The following is a 17,007-nucleotide window of genomic DNA, read 5'->3' as shown; positions in this document are numbered from 1 at the left end:
GCTTAACCGCGAGTGGCATTTTTAATTCCCCGTCATTCTGGACAGCGACGAAGGAGCGTGATTCAGAATCTACTCTTCGAGTGCTTTGTTGTTAGTATAATTTCTACAAATTCTCAGCACGCTGATATTAGATTCCTAGTCTCGCCAAGGCTCGCTGGAATGACTGAAGTAACTGAAAAGTGGCTCATATTTAAACTAGCCAACTCATACTAATCTGGAAAATTAACTGCTCAGAGAACAGGGTTCGATAAACAAACTCTATTTGCCATGGATGGCAAATCGAAGCCCCATGGATGGGTTCATGCGTGTTTGTGTTCGATGTCTGTTTTCTAGTTCTCTAAAATTAAGTATGACCACTTTCTTACTTAGGTTGGTATCACTCCTCACTAATGATGTGCGGGCGTTTTCTAGTGTTGGATTTATATTGAGTTTAGCTCGTCGCACTTTCTGTCGATTTTGTTTGCCGGTATTGCCTTGGCGAACAGCCACTCCATTTACGAAAGGCATGACGGAAGTTCGCGCTGTCAGAAAAACCAATTCGTTCGGAGATATCTTCGATACTGATTTGTGTTGAAGCCAGATAGTGACGAGCTAAACGAAAACGCACTTGATCGAGAATTTGCTGATAGCTGGTATTTTCTTGTTTGAGATGACGGCTTAATGTTCTCGACGACATTCCCAACTCGGATGAGAGCGTTTCCACAGAAGGGTAGTTGCCCGGCCGCTCAATAAATATCTGGGTTATCCTATCTTTTAAGCAAGCGTTACCACTGACTTTAGCCAGCATTTCATCACAAGACTTCAGACACATTTGTAATGTGATAGGGTTCGCTGCAGGCAGTGGTTCGTAAATGCTTTGCGCATCAAATTGCCATTCCAATCGGTCGCTATTGAACTCGATGTCACAGTGAAACACTTGCTTATACAGCTCACTGTACTCTGGCTCAGGATAAGGAAAGCGAATGACCGTCGAAGGAAAGGGGTGCTGCATCACTTCTTCACATAAGTTCTGGATGGTTGAAAACCAGTATTCGCAGCAAAATGGCAATATGGATTGAAGGTCGATTAATTGCTCGGCGCGGAAGTAACCTAAGTTGTCTTCTACCCACATTTTCTTTTTAAGAACTGGCCCTGCGAGACGCAGATACTTAAACCCCATCACCAACGCATCAAATAGTGTGTTACTGCTTAAGACCGCATAACCGAGCACACCGAAATCACTGAACTTGGCCTGTTGACCTATTTTGAGCCCTAAACTTGGTTCTTCTGAGTGGCTAAGGGCGTTACTAAAAATCACCAGCTTTTGAGCCAGAGTGATATGCGTATCTGGCGCGTAAAGCTGAGAAGCATTGATGCCACTGCCATCAAGTAAGGTTTCGACGCTGACTCCAGGATCTAAATAGCGCTTGAGCAGTTGTAAATCTAAAATGCCGAAAGCTTGTGTATCTGGCTCATAAACTGCGGTGTATTCCATTGTTTTCCCTCTACCGAAGTTGATCATCCTAGCGCTTATCTGAGTGATATTCTGTCATGTTGTTCTCAAAGCTGTCCGAATATCACCGGTTTTTGTCATTTTGTAACCTGTGATTAATGTTATCAAAATGTTGTAATGCAATAAATTGTAGGATGGGAGAGAAATATGAATGTGTTGGCTAAACAAGGTGAGGCGATTGACCTCAGCCAAAATATGGCAACGGGTGATGCATTGAACTCTAGTGAACTGGCCACTTGGTTTGCTGAATTGAAGTTGGCCTATCAAGCAGAGCCATTAGCATCGTTAGACGTCAGAAAGCAGAGGTTACTGGCGTTGAAAAAGCAACTTTCTCGCTATCAGAATATTTTGGCAGAAGCGATGAATGAGGACTTCGGCGGCCGTAGCCACACGGAGTCGCTAATGGCCGATGTACTTGCTCCGATTTTGGATATTAACCATGTTGTTCGACATCTGAAAAGCTGGATGAAGCCCAGCAGACGGCCAACAGAATGGTTGTTTAAAGGTAACAAGCTGGAAGTCAGATACCAGCCAAAAGGTGTGGTGGGCATTATCTGTCCCTGGAACTTCCCTATCTACCTGTCTATTGGGCCAATGATCACCTCTTTAGCAGCGGGCAATCGCTGCATGATCAAGATGCCGCCTAATTGCCCAGAGACAACAAAACAGTTGCGCCGCATGTTAGCCGAGATTTATCCGGAGGATTTGGTCCGTGTAGTTGATGGTGATCACCCTGAAGCGATGGAAATCTCTCACTTGCCATTTGATCATCTGATTTTTACTGGCTCGCCCGCGAGTGGCAAAACTATCATGGCAAACGCTGCTGCCAATTTAACGCCCGTAACGCTTGAACTAGGTGGTAAATCGCCTGCGATAGTATTTGAAGACTACGATGTTAAAAAAGCGGCAGTACGCCTTGCGCACGGTAAGGGAATGAACTCGGGGCAAATTTGCATCGCCCCGGATTACGCTTTTGTACCGGAAGGCAAACAGCAAGAGTTTGTCGAAGCACTAAAAGTTGCTCATCAAGCCATGTATGGCGAGATTAAAGCGAATCAGGACTATACCGCGCTCGTGAATGACGCCCAGCATAAGCGATTCCATGATTTGCTGAATGATGCAAAAGAAAAGGGCGCTGAGATTCTTCAATGCCTGGATTGTGGTGAAGGACGTAAAACGCCGCTTTATATTGCCACTAATCTGACATCGGATATGCGTATCTGTCAGGAAGAGATCTTTGGCCCTTTGCTTCCGGTTCACACCTACCGTTCCATTGATGAAGTGATTGAATATATAACCGACAGGCCACGTCCTCTCGCTTGCTATCTGTTTACTAACAATGAGACACAGCGCGAATCCGTACTTACAAACACTCACAGTGGCGGTGTCACCGTGAATGATTGGGGATGGCATGTTCTCAATCACTCGGTACCGTTTGGTGGCGTAGGTAATTCAGGGATAGGGAATTATCACGGTGAAGAAGGATTCAGAGAGTTAAGCCATGCACGTTCGGTATTGCAAATGCGAGACTGGTTCCCCATTCAGCTTTTCTCGCCTCCGTACGGAAGTTGGGTACAAAAACTGATTCTACGTGTTTTTGTCGGTAAACCCGATCCGCAATTAAATAATAAAAAATAGCGGATACAACACCTCTTCGGTGGTTGGGAAGGCAGGTTCTTTACGTCGGATGATGTCTTCCCCTTATGACCACTCGCTTGGCGCTGCATTGCGCGCCTTACTTAATCTGTTTGGAATGACCAAGTTTATTCAAAGGATGAAATATGACGAAATCAGCGAAAGGATTACGCATTCACGTGTCGCGTGTTTCTTCAAGGAGCGTGGTTTATCTGCGCCTATGGCAGAGAATCAGGGCTAACTTGCTGCCTTGGGGAGGTCAATAATGGAAAGCTACGATTACATCATTGTTGGCGGTGGCTCGGCAGGTTGTGTTTTAGCATCGCGTTTATCTGAGGATCCGAACGTGACGGTTTGTCTGCTCGAGGCTGGTGGTAAGGACAATAGTGCATTTATACATACGCCGGTCGGTACGGTTGCCATGATGCCGACCAAATTATACAACTGGGGCTTTGAAACAGTATCCCAGCCCGGATTAAATGGTCGCCGAGGCTATCAGCCAAGAGGTAAAACGTTAGGTGGTTCTAGCTCGATCAATGCCATGATGTATTCGAGAGGGCATCGATATGATTACGACTTGTGGGCAAGTCTTGGGAATACGGGTTGGAGCTACGACGAGTGCCTGCCGTATTTCATAAAAGCGGAAAACAACGAGGTTCACCACAACGAATACCATGGTCAGGGCGGTCCTTTGAATGTTGCGAACTTACGCTCGCCGAGTAAGCTTGTTGAGCGATACTTATCGGCATGCGAATCCATTGGGGTTCCCCGCAGTGCGGATATTAATGGTGAGCAGCAGTTTGGTGCGACTTACACCCAGGTTACACAGCGTGATGGTGAGCGATGCAGCGCGGCAAAAGCATATTTGACGCCCCATTTGAGCCGACCGAATCTGACGGTGCTGACTAAAGCCATCACGCACAAGGTTCTATTTGAAGGCAAACGTGCCATTGGTGTCGAATACGGGCTAAAAGGAAAGCGTTTCCAGATTAAATGCAACCGTGAAGTGATGTTATCGGCGGGTGCGTTTGGTTCTCCACAAATCTTGCTTTTGTCTGGTGTCGGAGCCAAAGCCGATCTCGACAAGCATAATATTGAGCAAGTTCATGAGTTACCAGGTGTTGGCGAAAACTTACAAGACCATATCGATCTGGTGCACAGCTACAAATGCCTGGATAAGAAAGAGTCTTTTGGCGTCTCGTTTAGAATGATCGCTGAAGTGGGTAAAGCGTTACCTCAGTGGATGAATCAGCGCAGTGGTAAAATGAGCAGCAATTTTGCAGAGGGGATAGGATTTCTTCGCTCTGACGAGACTATCGATGTGCCTGATCTGGAGTTCGTTTTTGTGGTTGCCGTTGTTGATGACCATGCACGCAAGGTTCATATTAGCCATGGCTATAGTTCGCACGTCACGTTACTAAGGCCGAAAAGTAGGGGGACTGTCAAACTACAAAGCGCCGATCCCTATGACGTACCGCTGATTGATCCTGCCTTTTTTAGTCACCCTGACGATATGGGTATCATGATCAAAGCATGGAAGAAACAACATCAGATGTTGGAAAGCCGGGCATTTGATGACGTTCGAGGCGAGAATTTTTATCTGGTAGATGCAAACGATGACCATGCCATTGAGCAGGATATCCGCAACCGGGCTGATACCCAATATCATCCTGTCGGCAGCTGTAAAATGGGACCATCAGATGATCCACTGGCGGTGGTGGATAAGGATTTAGTCGTCCATGGTTTAGAAGGGCTAAGAGTGGTTGACGCGTCGATAATGCCAACGCTTATCGGTGGGAATACCAATGCGCCCACGATAATGATTGCGGAGAAGATAGCCGATCAGGTTAAGTCACAGTATGCGGTTTGTCATGAGTCTGAATCGGCCGCAGCCAAAGCAGGTTAGTGACGAGATGCTCACGAACAGATAAAAAAGCCGAGGCTGTAGGACGACAGTCTCGGCTTTTTGAGCACTTAGCTTTAGAAAGTTAAATGCTACTCTTCTGAAACGTCTGCTTTAACTTCAAGCATTTCAGCAAGCTCTTCAAGTGCCTGGATAGAGATCTCTGACAAGCGTTGTAAATGCTGGTCTAGCGTCTCATGGTCAACAAGCGATGGTTCTTTATTATTTGTATCTTTTACTAACATGTCTCAACCTCATAAGTTGAGTAAGGGGAGCTCTAATCATACTCAAAGTGTTGAGTATAAAAAAAACGTTCTCTGTTGAATTTGTTAGATAGATCATTGATTGAGACAAGCGTTTTATCGCTTTAAAGTGAAAACGAGGTATATCGCTCAAAAATAAAAGGTAGCCTAGCAATCAGCGGGTTTTATGCTAGTTCCACTCACTGAACCGAATGTTTGAGGTTCAGTGAGCAAACGTATTATCAGAACTGCGGCTTAACACCAAAATGCGCTGCTGCATATGCGACGCGCTCTTTTGGTTTTGGGTATTCAGCCGGAGTGCCAAGGCTTTCGATGTGCTTCAGACGAGGCAGCAAACCCATACCATTCGCGATTTGAATCGCCAAACCTGGACGAGCGTTGAGCTCTAAAACCATCGGACCTTCTTCCTTGTCCAACACCATGTCTGTGCCCATGTAACCCAAGCCGGTCATTTCCCAAGCACTAGAAGCCAGTTCAAGCAGGCGTTCCCAATGTGGAACCTCCAGCGTTGACAGGTCTTTGCCCGTGTCAGGATGGTGAGTGACAGGTTGGTCAAATTGCACGGCTCTGATCGCTTTACCCGTGGCGATATCAATCCCCACGCCTACCGCGCCCTGGTGAAGGTTCGCTTTACCATCAGAAGCGGCTGTTGAGCAACGCATCATCGCCATGACAGGGTAGCCTTTAAACACGATGATACGAACATCTGGCACGCCTTCATAACTGAAGCCATCGAAGCAGTCGTCAAACTTAATCAGGTTCTCTACCACGGCAACGTCGTTCTTGCCACCAAGAGAAAATAGTCCGGCAAGCGCGTTACTGATATGGCGCTCGACTTCTTCTTTACCAATGGTTGCACCTGATGGCTTGGTGTATACCCCATCTTTATGAGAGGTAATAACCAGAATACCTTTACCACCACTCCCCTGAGCAGGTTTAATCACAAAGCCAGGCCACTCTTTCACCATGTTGTGGATGGTTTTGACTTCGGCTTGGTTGTGAATAACGCCGATAAGGGCAGGGACGGTCGCCCCTGCGGCCTGAGCGATGATCTTGGTTTTCAGCTTGTCATCCACCAATGGGTATTTGGAACGATCATTGTAGCGACCAATATAGCTGTGGTTACGCTTGTTCATCCCCATAATGCCTTTATGGCGAAGTTTTGATGGCGAAGTAAAACGTTCAAGCATCGTTTAATCCTCCGCTAATGGTTTGAAACGGCGTAGCTCTGTTAGACGGTAGCCTGTGTATGTACCAAGCAGCAGAATGCCGGCCAGTACGATCAATTGGAGGCCGATAAAGTTAAACGTCAGATGTTGGATGTACGAGTTGGTCATTGCCAGGTAAACCAGTACCGCTGTTAGTAGCGAGCCACCACCTTGCAGCGCCACTTCTTTCGCGCCTTCTTCTTCCCACAGAATCGACATACGTTCGATGGTCCATGACAAGATGATCATCGGGAAGAAAGTAATGGTTAGGCCTTCTGTCAAGCCGATTTTAAATGCAACAACAGTAAACACCGAGATGATCATGATTACCGTAATGATAACTGCGGATATTCGCGCGACCAGAAGTAAATTCAGCCGCGATAGATAGCTGCGGATAATCAGGCCAGTACCGACAATAAGCAAGAAGCCGACAATACCCGTAATCAACTGGGTTTGGACGAAAGCGACCGCAATTAAAACAGGCATGAAGGTACCTGAGGTTTTAAGACCAATGATCACACGGAGGAATACTACGATCAGTGCGCCAATTGGGATCAGCATGATGGTCTTAAACATCGCCTGCTCTTCAAGAGGCAGACTATGGATAGAGATGTTCATTAAGCCATCAGCTTCCACTTTATTGTTGGTCGCCTGCTGAGGGGTCATGTCCTGCTTGATCATGGAGAAGTGCACTTGACTATTACTACCGCCAACTAAATCGAGCAGAGAGACGTTGGATTCATCCCAAACCAATAGGTTAGGTTGCACAGCTTTTTGTACTGAGTTTGGAGAGAACAGAACCCAGTCTTTACCTGACCACACTTGCACCATTGGTTGAATGGTCTGGCGTCGACGCCCATCTTCCAACTCAATAACACCCACAACTTTACTTTCTACGCCCGCAGAAAGCAGGATTTTGTGCAATGCATCGGTGCGGTCAAAATCGTTCAGCAGCAGCGCTGAGTTTTGGCTGTCCGGATCGTTCAACGTTTTGATCAGCTCACGTGCAAATGTCACGTTGTCTGCAGAGCGACTCATTGCTCGTTCAATTAGTGCGTTTGCAGCAGCTTGTTGCGGTGCCGAAAGGGTTGGAGGGATAATCTCATCAGCTGGTGGGAGAGGGGTCACCTGAGCCTGTGGATCCACCAGAAACTGCGCTTTGTAGTAAATAGTCTGAGGGCCTCTGGCCTGGCGGATTGACCATTCTGCACGACGGCCAGAATCTGAATTGATGTAAGAGACGCCATAACCGGAAGAAGAGGCAGATTCGCCGATAAGTGTGTAACCACTTTGTGTATGGGGAGCGGCAAGTGACGCTTTCACTTCGTTGCCGTTGGCATTGAATTCAATACGAGCTTCTACATCCCATACCTGACGTGTTTCACCCGGAGTCCATGGCACGCCGTAAGTTTGGTGTCTAAACATACTCAAAGCAATGCCCGCAACCATCAACAAAATGACGGATACGTAAAACGGTATTTTTGACGTCATAATCTACCTTATTATTCTTAGTTTTCTTCTGTTTGAATATATGTGCGGCTAACATCGACCAACGCGATGTCACGAATAAATTCTCTACCTAATAAAATAGGATGGTTCATGTGGGAGCGATCTGCCAACGTAAATTGCGCTTTTTCATGGATTTTCCCAACTTTGACCCACAGCTCGACAACGGCTCTGCGATCAAGCTCATCTGCTGAGGATTGACGTATCTTCACGTAGCGCAGGACTGGAGCCTCAATCCAAATATTCTTTTCTTCTTCAGACTTAGTGTTGTCGGCCAGATGAAAGCGAACCCAGTTTTTTCCGTTTCTCTCGAACTCTTCAATATCGATAGCGTTTAAAGACGAAGTGGCAGCACCGGTATCGACACGTGCATCGAAAGTCTGCTTGATAGAATCTATAGTCACTTTCTCAATAGAGCCGAGAATAATGTTATGCGTTGGCGTTGGTTCAACTGGTGTAGGAGCCTGAACAATGATCGGTTCTTTCGGCTTTTTCACTTCGGCCATGGCTTCGTCACGAAATGTAAGGAGTTCACCTTTTAATGTATCGACCTGGCCTTCAAGGTTGTCGATATGAGTCGACTGGCTACTGAGCTGCTGCTCCAGAGTGGCAATACGATTATTGACGTTTGTTTCGGAGGACTGGATAGCGGCTAACGTTTCTTGGTGGTACTGTTCGCCTTTGGTAAGTGTACATCCAGATAATAAGACGATGGCAACAACCGGAGTCAATCGTAATAACATTGAAGACCTTAGGATGGATTAAGTTGTTTGATTTTTAAGAGTTTAGCTTATATCGCCAAACCCTCACAAGTAAGAATCTTCTCTATCTCTTATAGAGTGAGGAATCGTGATGAAAAGCTTTGGATCAAGGGTGCGAACTACACCCTTGAAAAGATAAGGTGAGAGGGTAATGTCTTAATAGAAGCAGTGAGTTAGAACAATGTCAGAAATCTAAGTTAATTATGGTTTACGAGCCACAAGTACGGCACGGCGTGGCGCTGGGTAGCCTTCCACTGTTTTACTTGGATCGTTTGGATCTAAGTAGTCTGGTAGGGAGTTGTGAGTCATCCATTCTGTGGTGCGTTGTTCACCTACCGTCGTCACATTCTCATCGACGATACGAACATCTTCAAAACCAACCAATTCCAACCAAACTTTAAGCGCTTTCGCTGATGGGAAGAAATATACATTACGCATCTGAGCATAGCGAGATGTTGGCACAAGTACTGCGTTCTCATCGCCTTCAATCACTAACGTTTCTAACAGAAGCTCACCACCTGAAACCAACTGGTCTTTCAGCTGAATAAGGTGATCAAGCGGGGAACGGCGGTGATATAACACGCCCATGCTAAATACCGTGTCGAACGCTTCTAGTTTTGGTAGCTGTTCAATACCCAATGGCAACAGGTGTGCTCGTTGATCACCGCCCATCAGTTTACGAATCGCTTCGAACTGAATCAGGAACAGGTGAGAGGGGTCAATGCCGACACAGAGACGAGCGCCTTCACCTAGCATGCGCCACATGTGATAGCCATTACCACAGCCGACATCAAGCACGCTGCGGTTTTTTAATGGTGAGAGATGCGGAAGTACACGATCCCATTTCCAGTCACTGCGCCATTCGGTATCGATATGAATACCGTGCACCGTGTAAGGGCCTTTACGCCAAGGGTGGAAGGTACGCAGCAAGTTCTCTAACTTTTTCAGTTCACCTTCATGAAAAGGCGTGTCATTACTGATGGTGACCGAGTTTTTGATGTCAACTTGGTTCGGTGACCCTTCTGGGATTTTGTTCAGTGCTTTCAACCAGCGACCAAAGTCACCGTGCTCTGCATTTTGCCAGTCCGTTAGCTGTTGTGGTAACACGTTTAGCCACGGTTGAAGACGTGTATCCTGGGCAATTAATTGATAGAAATTTGCAAAGTTAAACATAATTAGTTAATCACTGAATAGTTAGTTAATCGCTGAGGTGATGGTGTAAAAGTAAAGTGAGTTTGAGTGCGAATCGTTACTTGATGGCAAACATAGACCCGAAGTTAAAGCACTGGAACCAAACGTCGTAGCTCGAGAAGCCAATCTTTTCGAAGCGCTCTTTGTGATCCTTCTTTGAATCTGGGCGCATCACATTTTCAATCGCACTGCGCTTTTGACTGATTTCTAGCTCACTGTAGCCATTTGCGCGTTTAAAATCGTGGTGCAGGTCAATCAATAGCTCGTTCGAAGTTTCATCTTCAAACACGAATTTTTCTGACAGAATTAGGATGCCGCCTGGACGCAGACCCGCGTAGATTTTTTCTAACAACGTATAACGATCTTCTGGCGAAAGAAACTGCAGAGTGAAGTTCAGTACCACAACCGATGCGTTGTCAATTTCGATATTACGAATATCGGCTTCTACAACATCGACAGGCGTGTCGCTGCGGTAAGCATTCACATGCAACTTACATCGCTCTACCATGGCTGGTGAGTTATCGACGGCAATGATTTGACAACCTTCTTGTTTGATATGACGGCGCATAGAAAGCGTCGCAGCACCTAGAGAGCAACCAAGGTCATAAATGTTTGAATGAGGCTTAACAAAGCGTTCTGCAAGCATGCCAATCGCAGAAATGATGTTGCTGTACCCTGGAACGGAACGCTGAATCATGTCTGGAAACACTTCCGCTACGCGTTCATCAAAGGTGAAATCCCCAATTTTATCGATTGGAGCCGAAAAAATAGTATCTGGATTGTTCTTAGGGTTCATAACCAAATCTCTGCTACAAGCTGACGGGACTATTAGTCTTCAAAAAAACTAGTCTTCAAAAAAACGTCAGACATCAAAAAAGGCGCGTATTTTATGGGAAATTCGCGCCCCTGTCATGTATTGCTTTAGATTGAGTCAGAACATCTGTAACTGGGCGTTGCCATCGTTAGCAGGAAATGGCGCCAAATTAGGTAATACCACGCTTTTTTGCAGCATTTTGTACAAATTCGCTGCCAGCTCCGGGGCGACAATATTGTCGGCGGTATGAATCATCACATAAGGCTGCTTACCTTCGTTAATCCATTGCGGCAGCTTGCTCAACCAAGGCGTGAAAAAGTCGTAATTTTGCTGCTCTTGCGGGTGACCAATAAAGCGGATCATAGGGTGAGAAGCGGTAGCAATGGCGTGTACTGGGACTTTGGGTTTTTTCATCTGAGCATCGATGATCGCTTCGTTGTCTGGTTTGGCCGCAAACACAGGTCTACTGTCCATAATGATTCGGTCAATACCACTTTCTAACAGCCATTGATTGAGTGCACGCTCTTCGTCACCTTTGGCGAAAAACGCCATATGACGCACTTCTACTCCAAGAGGGAAACTCGGTGGAAAGCTGGCGCAGAACTTTTTTAAACGGTCGAGGTATTCAGGTCCAAAAGCGGCTGGCAACTGGATTGTCCATTGGCCTACTCGCTCATGCAATGGCTCCATCACTTTCATAAAGTCACGTAGCTGCTCATCGCATCCTCTCAGCATTTGCTGGTGGGTGATGGCTTTTGGCAGCTTGAAAGTAAATTTAAAATCGTCGTGCGTTGCCGCTTTCCAGTTTTGAACAGTATTAAGTGACGGTGTCGCATAAAACGTGGTATTGCCTTCTACAGTATGGAATACCTGTGCGTACTTCTCTAAACGCTCTGCTGGCTTTGTGCCACTGCCATAAAAGCTTTGTTGCCACAGGTTATGTGACCACATGGTTAGTCCAAGTCGAAGGGGTAAGTTATCCATTATTCTTCTTTACATTTAATCCTGTGTTCACTTTACGAGAGTTTTGCTGAAATAGGTAATTTCACGTTATAATCAGCACCTATTTTTTCTCTCTGGTGCGGTTTTGAACAGTTGTAGTACTAAAAAGCACCAGTGAATGATAAAACACACTTAATTGTACGCTGAGTAGTCGATTTTCATAGACTTTCAGCGTATAACTGAATCTTTACTCTGCTTGGCAATGACGCCGACAGAGCGTAGTCAACAACTTTTGAGAGATTGGGAATTTCATTATGCGTACCCATTACTGTGGTCACCTGAACAAGTCCCTTGCAGGACAAACTGTAGAACTTTGCGGCTGGGTTAACCGTCGCCGTGATTTAGGCGGTCTTATTTTTATCGATATGCGAGATCGTGAAGGCATCGTTCAGGTAGTTGTAGATCCAGATATGGCGGATGCGTATGAAGTGGCTAACACACTTCGTAATGAATTCTGTATCAAACTAACGGGTGAAGTTCGTGTTCGTCCAGAAAGCCAGGTAAATAAAGACATGGCAACCGGTGAAGTTGAGATCCTTGCGAAAGGTCTTGAAATCATCAACCGCGCTGACGTTCTGCCTCTAGACTTCAACCAAAAGAACTCTGAAGAGCAACGTCTGAAGTACCGTTACCTGGATCTACGTCGCCCTGAAATGAGTGACCGCATCAAGCTGCGTGCTAAAGCATCTAGCTTTGTGCGTCGTTTCCTAGATGACAACGGCTTCCTGGATATCGAAACTCCAGTACTAACGAAAGCGACGCCAGAAGGTGCTCGTGACTACCTGGTACCAAGCCGTGTTCATAAAGGCAGCTTCTACGCGCTTCCTCAGTCTCCACAGCTATTTAAACAGCTGCTAATGATGTCTGGTTTTGACCGTTACTACCAAATCGTTAAGTGTTTCCGTGACGAAGACTTGCGTGCTGACCGTCAGCCAGAATTCACTCAGATCGATATCGAAACGTCATTCATGACGGCTGATCAAGTACGTGAAGTGACTGAAAACATGGTTCGCGATATGTGGCAAGAGCTACTAAACGTAGACCTGGGTCAGTTCCCAGTAATGCCGTTTGCCGAAGCAATTCGTCGTTTCGGCTCTGACAAACCTGACCTACGTAACCCACTAGAGCTAGTAGATGTTGCTGACCTGGTTAAAGACGTTGAGTTCAAGGTATTCTCTGGCCCGGCTAACGACGAGAAAGGTCGCGTTGCGGTAATCCGTGTACCAGGCGGTGCGTCTCTGACTCGTAAGCAAATCGACGGTTACGGTGAATTTGTTGGTATTTACGGCGCGAAAGGTCTGGCGTGGATGAAGGTTAACGACCGCGCTGCAGGGTTGGAAGGTATCCAATCTCCAGTGGCTAAGTTCCTAAACGAAGACGTGATCAACGGCATTCTAGATCGCACTCAAGCAGAATCTGGCGATATCATCCTATTTGGTGCTGACAAAGCAGGCATCGTTGCAGAAGCAATGGGTGCACTACGTCTGAAGCTAGGTAAAGACCTAGAGCTAACCGACGAGTCTGCATGGGCGCCACTGTGGGTTGTTGACTTCCCTATGTTCGAAGAAGATGACGAAGGCAATCTACACGCGATGCACCACCCATTCACATCACCGCTAGGTGTGACAGCGGAAGAGCTAAAAGCAAACCCAGCGGCAGCGAACTCAAACGCTTACGATATGGTTCTAAACGGCTACGAAGTCGGTGGTGGTTCTGTGCGTATCCACAACGCAGAAATGCAGGCAGCAGTATTCGATATCTTAGGTATTGAGGCTGATGAGCAACGACTAAAATTCGGCTTCCTGCTAGATGCACTGAAGTTCGGTACGCCTCCACATGCAGGTCTTGCATTCGGTCTGGACCGTTTGGTTATGCTGCTATGTGGTACAGAGAACATTCGTGATGTTATCGCGTTCCCGAAAACAACAGCGGCAGCGTGTCTACTGACAGATGCACCAAGCCTTGCAAACCCAACAGCACTAGAAGAGCTGGCAGTTGCGGTAACGGTAGCAAAAGAAAAAGACACAGAATAAGCGCACAACAATTGAATAAAAACTCCCGCAATTGCGGGAGTTTTTGTTTTAATGAAATATATTCTAATAAATTTAATGAGTTGTTGATTAGGAAACTTCATGTCAATTATTTTGGGCATTGACCCAGGCTCACGTATTACCGGTTACGGTGTCATCCGCCAACAAGGCCGCCATTTACAATACCTTGGTAGTGGCTGTATCCGTACATCTGAAAAAGAGCTTCCTGGGCGACTCAGACAAATTTACGCCGGTGTCACTGAAATCATCACTCAGTTTCAGCCCGATGTATTCGCTATCGAACAAGTTTTTATGGCGAAGAACGCCGATTCTGCTCTAAAGCTGGGACAGGCTAGAGGCAGTGCAATTGTAGCGGCTGTAAATGCGGAATTACCTGTGTATGAATACGCAGCACGTCTGATTAAACAGGCCGTGGTTGGAACGGGGGGAGCGGATAAAGCGCAAGTTCAGCATATGGTTCAGCAGATGCTAAAGCTACCGGCAAAACCGCAAGCCGACGCAGCTGATGCACTCGGCGTAGCAATCTGTCATGCCAATACCAACAAAACATTAGTGGCTTTGGCAGGAAAGGCGACCAGCGCACGAAAAGGGCGCTACCGATAAAATTAACTGGATGTCTATCCAGTTCTTTATTATCCTGTCGCAAATTCATTTCCAAAGAGTATTTATCGTGATTGGACGTCTTCGCGGCACCTTGCTAGAAAAGCAACCACCTGAAGTTTTAATTGAAGTTAACGGCATTGGTTATGAAGTTCAGATGCCAATGAGCTGTTTTTACGAGCTGCCAAACCTCGGCGAAGAAGCCATCATTTATACTCATTTTGTTGTTCGCGAAGATGCTCAGCTGCTTTATGGTTTCAATACCGTAAAAGAGCGTGCGCTGTTCCGTGAAGTGATTAAAGCAAATGGCGTGGGCCCTAAATTGGGCTTGGGCATTTTGTCTGGTATGACAGCAAGTCAGTTTGTTACATGCGTTGAGCGAGAGGATGTTTCAACACTCGTTAAGTTGCCTGGCGTTGGTAAGAAAACGGCTGAGCGCTTGGTGGTTGAAATGAAAGACCGTCTGAAAGGGTGGGGAGCGGGTGACCTGTTTACCCCGTTCACAGATGCTGCGCCATCCGATTCTGCATCAGCTACATCGAATAACGCGGAAGAGGAAGCGATCAGTGCGCTGCTTGCTCTGGGGTATAAACCAACGCAAGCCTCGAAAGTTGTTTCTCAAATCGCTAAACCGGATATGAACAGCGAACAGCTGATCCGTGAAGCGCTAAAATCAATGGTGTAACGCCAGTCTCAAGGCATAATGTTAATCGCTTAACGATGTTTTCTGCGTCATTCCAGCGAGCCTTGGCGAGACTAGGAATCTAATAGCAACGCATTGAGTGGTTAATAAAACAATTTTGACCATATAGTGCTCGGATAGAAGATCCTGTATCACGCTCCTTCGTCGCTGTACAGGATGACGAGACTCATAAACATGCCACCCACTCCTGAGCGAGTGGCATTAAGTCTCAGGTAACCATTTTTCAAGGTAACAAGATGATTGAAGCTGATCGTTTAATCGCTCCAGAAAACCCGGCGTTTAGGGAAGAAGACGTCATTGACCGTGCAATCCGCCCGAAAAAGCTAGAAGACTACCAAGGTCAGGATCACGTTCGAGGCCAGATGGAGATCTTTATCAAAGCGGCGCAACTGCGTAATGAAGCGTTAGATCATCTGCTGATTTTTGGTCCTCCGGGCTTGGGTAAAACCACACTCGCCAATATCGTTGCGAATGAAATGGAAGTTAACATTCGTACCACATCAGGCCCTGTGTTAGAAAAGGCAGGGGATTTAGCCGCGCTGCTCACCAACTTAGAAGAAAACGATGTTCTCTTTATTGACGAGATTCACCGCCTAAGCCCAATGGTTGAAGAGGTGCTTTATCCTGCGATGGAAGATTACCAGTTGGATATCATGATTGGTGAAGGACCTGCTGCACGTTCAATTAAAATCGATCTTCCGCCGTTTACCTTAATTGGTGCGACGACACGCGCTGGCTCGTTGACGTCACCATTACGCGACCGTTTTGGTATCACTCAGCGCCTTGAGTTTTATAAAATTAAAGACCTACAGGACATCGTCCAGCGTAGTGCGGATTGTTTAGGTCTCTCTATGGAGCCGGAAGGGGCTTTAGAGGTTGCACGTCGTGCTCGTGGTACGCCTCGTATTGCAAACCGTTTATTACGTCGTGTGCGTGATTATGCGGAAGTAAAAGGCAATGGCCACATCTGTGCTGATGTCGCTGACAAAGCGCTTAACATGCTTGATGTTGATGCTCAGGGCTTTGACTATATGGACCGTAAACTGCTTCTGGCGATTATGGAGAAGTTTGGCGGTGGTCCGGTTGGCCTCGATAACATGGCAGCGGCTATCGGTGAAGAAAAAGACACGATAGAAGACGTGTTGGAACCTTATCTGATTCAACAAGGTTATTTACAACGAACACCACGGGGGAGAATTGCCACTGATCGGGCTTATCTTCACTTTGGAATCGAAAAGTAGCAAGTAAGAAAGGCCGGGCAAAATACTAAATGCCGTTCGTTTAGCAGCTAACGGCATGTTTAAACCTCCAGTCATCCTGAACAACGACGAAGGAGTGTGATTCAGGATCTAATTTCCGGGCATTTTATGGCCAAAATTATTTCATTAACTGCTCAGCGCACTGCTATTAGATTCCTAGTCTCGCTAGAGCTCGCTGGAATGACACAGATAAAATCGTTAAGCGATTAACATTAGGCAAAATTGCTCAGCTCTTACACTTTTAGTGATCTATATCTCATTTATTGAATTTCTTTAATTCCTTTTTAGTTAACAGAAAAGTTCTAGTTGTTGCGCTAATGTTTGCCTGTAGCCCGTCAAGTTCTCCTTTGATTACCCAGCCTTAACATTTACGTCAGGTGTTGTTTGATTTGCGTCAAGGTGATGGATTTTTGTCCAGGTTCTGTGCATAAATATTGATGTGTATCAAAGCGCATTCTGGCTATAAATCTTTTGAAACAAAGTGTTTTTACAAGTAATATTAGCCGTGGCTATATTAGCTGATGCTTAACAATTAACTAACCAATGAAGCACATTTTCGCAACAAAAAGTTGTGACAATTCAACATATTTCATGTGTGTATAACACCTGATTATGGATT

General features: G+C 46.1%; 14 protein-coding genes. 6 read left to right on the top strand and 8 right to left on the bottom strand.

What is annotated here, in order from left to right:
* Positions 1-430 precede the first annotated feature (430 nt).
* On the bottom strand, positions 431-1,474 hold the full coding sequence (locus OO774_RS10525; protein WP_264902247.1) for an AraC family transcriptional regulator: 1,044 nt from the start codon (positions 1,472-1,474) through the stop codon (positions 431-433).
* A gap of 165 nt (positions 1,475-1,639) precedes the next feature.
* Here OO774_RS10525 and OO774_RS10520 point away from each other — a divergent pair, with 165 nt between their 5' ends.
* Complete coding sequence (locus OO774_RS10520) at positions 1,640-3,130, top strand: coniferyl aldehyde dehydrogenase (RefSeq protein WP_264902245.1); 1,491 nt, start codon at positions 1,640-1,642, stop codon at positions 3,128-3,130.
* Between the two features lie 262 nt (positions 3,131-3,392).
* A complete protein-coding gene (locus tag OO774_RS10515) occupies positions 3,393-5,033 on the top strand; it encodes a GMC family oxidoreductase N-terminal domain-containing protein (protein WP_264902243.1) in 1,641 nt (546 codons plus the stop codon).
* Positions 5,034-5,122: 89 nt separating this feature from the next.
* On the opposite strand, the gene OO774_RS10510 is transcribed toward OO774_RS10515, so the two are convergent.
* From OO774_RS10510 to OO774_RS10480, 7 genes are all read right to left on the bottom strand, one after another.
* Positions 5,123-5,275, bottom strand: coding sequence for a hypothetical protein (locus tag OO774_RS10510; protein WP_264902241.1), 153 nt, complete (start codon positions 5,273-5,275; stop codon positions 5,123-5,125).
* A gap of 239 nt (positions 5,276-5,514) precedes the next feature.
* Positions 5,515-6,483 carry an alpha-L-glutamate ligase-like protein gene (locus OO774_RS10505; protein ID WP_264902239.1) on the bottom strand — a complete coding sequence of 323 codons (969 nt, stop codon included), beginning with the start codon at positions 6,481-6,483 and terminating at the stop codon, positions 5,515-5,517.
* A gap of 3 nt (positions 6,484-6,486) precedes the next feature.
* Positions 6,487-7,992: an inactive transglutaminase family protein gene (locus OO774_RS10500; protein ID WP_264902237.1), complete on the bottom strand. Its 1,506-nt coding sequence runs from the start codon at positions 7,990-7,992 to the stop codon at positions 6,487-6,489.
* A gap of 17 nt (positions 7,993-8,009) precedes the next feature.
* Entirely contained in the window at positions 8,010-8,750 is a 741-nt protein-coding gene (locus OO774_RS10495) for an ATP-dependent zinc protease (protein ID WP_264902235.1), read from the bottom strand.
* A gap of 219 nt (positions 8,751-8,969) precedes the next feature.
* Positions 8,970-9,941, bottom strand: coding sequence for a tRNA 5-methoxyuridine(34)/uridine 5-oxyacetic acid(34) synthase CmoB (cmoB, locus tag OO774_RS10490; RefSeq protein ID WP_264902233.1), 972 nt, complete (start codon positions 9,939-9,941; stop codon positions 8,970-8,972).
* A gap of 76 nt (positions 9,942-10,017) precedes the next feature.
* Complete coding sequence (gene cmoA / locus OO774_RS10485; RefSeq protein ID WP_264902231.1) at positions 10,018-10,755, bottom strand: carboxy-S-adenosyl-L-methionine synthase CmoA; 738 nt, start codon at positions 10,753-10,755, stop codon at positions 10,018-10,020.
* 135 nt (positions 10,756-10,890) lie between these two features.
* On the bottom strand, positions 10,891-11,757 hold the full coding sequence (locus OO774_RS10480) for a DUF72 domain-containing protein (RefSeq protein ID WP_264902229.1): 867 nt from the start codon (positions 11,755-11,757) through the stop codon (positions 10,891-10,893).
* A gap of 272 nt (positions 11,758-12,029) precedes the next feature.
* On the opposite strand from OO774_RS10480, the gene aspS reads away from it, so the two are divergent.
* From aspS to ruvB, 4 genes are all read left to right on the top strand, one after another.
* Positions 12,030-13,808 (top strand): aspartate--tRNA ligase, encoded by a 1,779-nt coding sequence (gene aspS, locus OO774_RS10475; RefSeq protein ID WP_264902227.1) that lies wholly within the window; start codon positions 12,030-12,032, stop codon positions 13,806-13,808.
* Between the two features lie 99 nt (positions 13,809-13,907).
* Positions 13,908-14,429: a crossover junction endodeoxyribonuclease RuvC gene (ruvC, locus tag OO774_RS10470; RefSeq protein WP_264902225.1), complete on the top strand. Its 522-nt coding sequence runs from the start codon at positions 13,908-13,910 to the stop codon at positions 14,427-14,429.
* Positions 14,430-14,496: 67 nt separating this feature from the next.
* Positions 14,497-15,111 carry a Holliday junction branch migration protein RuvA gene (gene ruvA, locus OO774_RS10465; protein ID WP_264902223.1) on the top strand — a complete coding sequence of 205 codons (615 nt, stop codon included), beginning with the start codon at positions 14,497-14,499 and terminating at the stop codon, positions 15,109-15,111.
* Between the two features lie 254 nt (positions 15,112-15,365).
* Complete coding sequence (gene ruvB / locus OO774_RS10460; RefSeq protein ID WP_264902221.1) at positions 15,366-16,370, top strand: Holliday junction branch migration DNA helicase RuvB; 1,005 nt, start codon at positions 15,366-15,368, stop codon at positions 16,368-16,370.
* Positions 16,371-17,007: the final 637 nt, after the last annotated feature.

This window comes from Vibrio sp. STUT-A11, assembly GCF_026000435.1.
Lineage (GTDB): Bacteria > Pseudomonadota > Gammaproteobacteria > Enterobacterales > Vibrionaceae > Vibrio.
Note: the sequence above shows the minus strand (reverse complement) of the source record. Positions and strands in the feature narration are given on the sequence as shown.

Excerpts from the sequence above, each read along its gene's own strand:
- OO774_RS10525 (WP_264902247.1), bottom strand. The coding sequence starts at position 1,474 with ATGGAATACACCGCAGTTTATGAGCCAGATACACAAGCTTTCGGCATT.
- OO774_RS10520 (WP_264902245.1), top strand. The coding sequence starts at position 1,640 with ATGAATGTGTTGGCTAAACAAGGTGAGGCGATTGACCTCAGCCAAAAT.
- OO774_RS10515 (WP_264902243.1), top strand. The coding sequence starts at position 3,393 with ATGGAAAGCTACGATTACATCATTGTTGGCGGTGGCTCGGCAGGTTGT.
- OO774_RS10510 (WP_264902241.1), bottom strand. The coding sequence starts at position 5,275 with ATGTTAGTAAAAGATACAAATAATAAAGAACCATCGCTTGTTGACCAT.
- OO774_RS10505 (WP_264902239.1), bottom strand. The coding sequence starts at position 6,483 with ATGCTTGAACGTTTTACTTCGCCATCAAAACTTCGCCATAAAGGCATT.
- OO774_RS10500 (WP_264902237.1), bottom strand. The coding sequence starts at position 7,992 with ATGACGTCAAAAATACCGTTTTACGTATCCGTCATTTTGTTGATGGTT.
- OO774_RS10495 (WP_264902235.1), bottom strand. The coding sequence starts at position 8,750 with ATGTTATTACGATTGACTCCGGTTGTTGCCATCGTCTTATTATCTGGA.
- cmoB (WP_264902233.1), bottom strand. The coding sequence starts at position 9,941 with ATGTTTAACTTTGCAAATTTCTATCAATTAATTGCCCAGGATACACGT.
- cmoA (WP_264902231.1), bottom strand. The coding sequence starts at position 10,755 with ATGAACCCTAAGAACAATCCAGATACTATTTTTTCGGCTCCAATCGAT.
- OO774_RS10480 (WP_264902229.1), bottom strand. The coding sequence starts at position 11,757 with ATGGATAACTTACCCCTTCGACTTGGACTAACCATGTGGTCACATAAC.
- aspS (WP_264902227.1), top strand. The coding sequence starts at position 12,030 with ATGCGTACCCATTACTGTGGTCACCTGAACAAGTCCCTTGCAGGACAA.
- ruvC (WP_264902225.1), top strand. The coding sequence starts at position 13,908 with ATGTCAATTATTTTGGGCATTGACCCAGGCTCACGTATTACCGGTTAC.
- ruvB (WP_264902221.1), top strand. The coding sequence starts at position 15,366 with ATGATTGAAGCTGATCGTTTAATCGCTCCAGAAAACCCGGCGTTTAGG.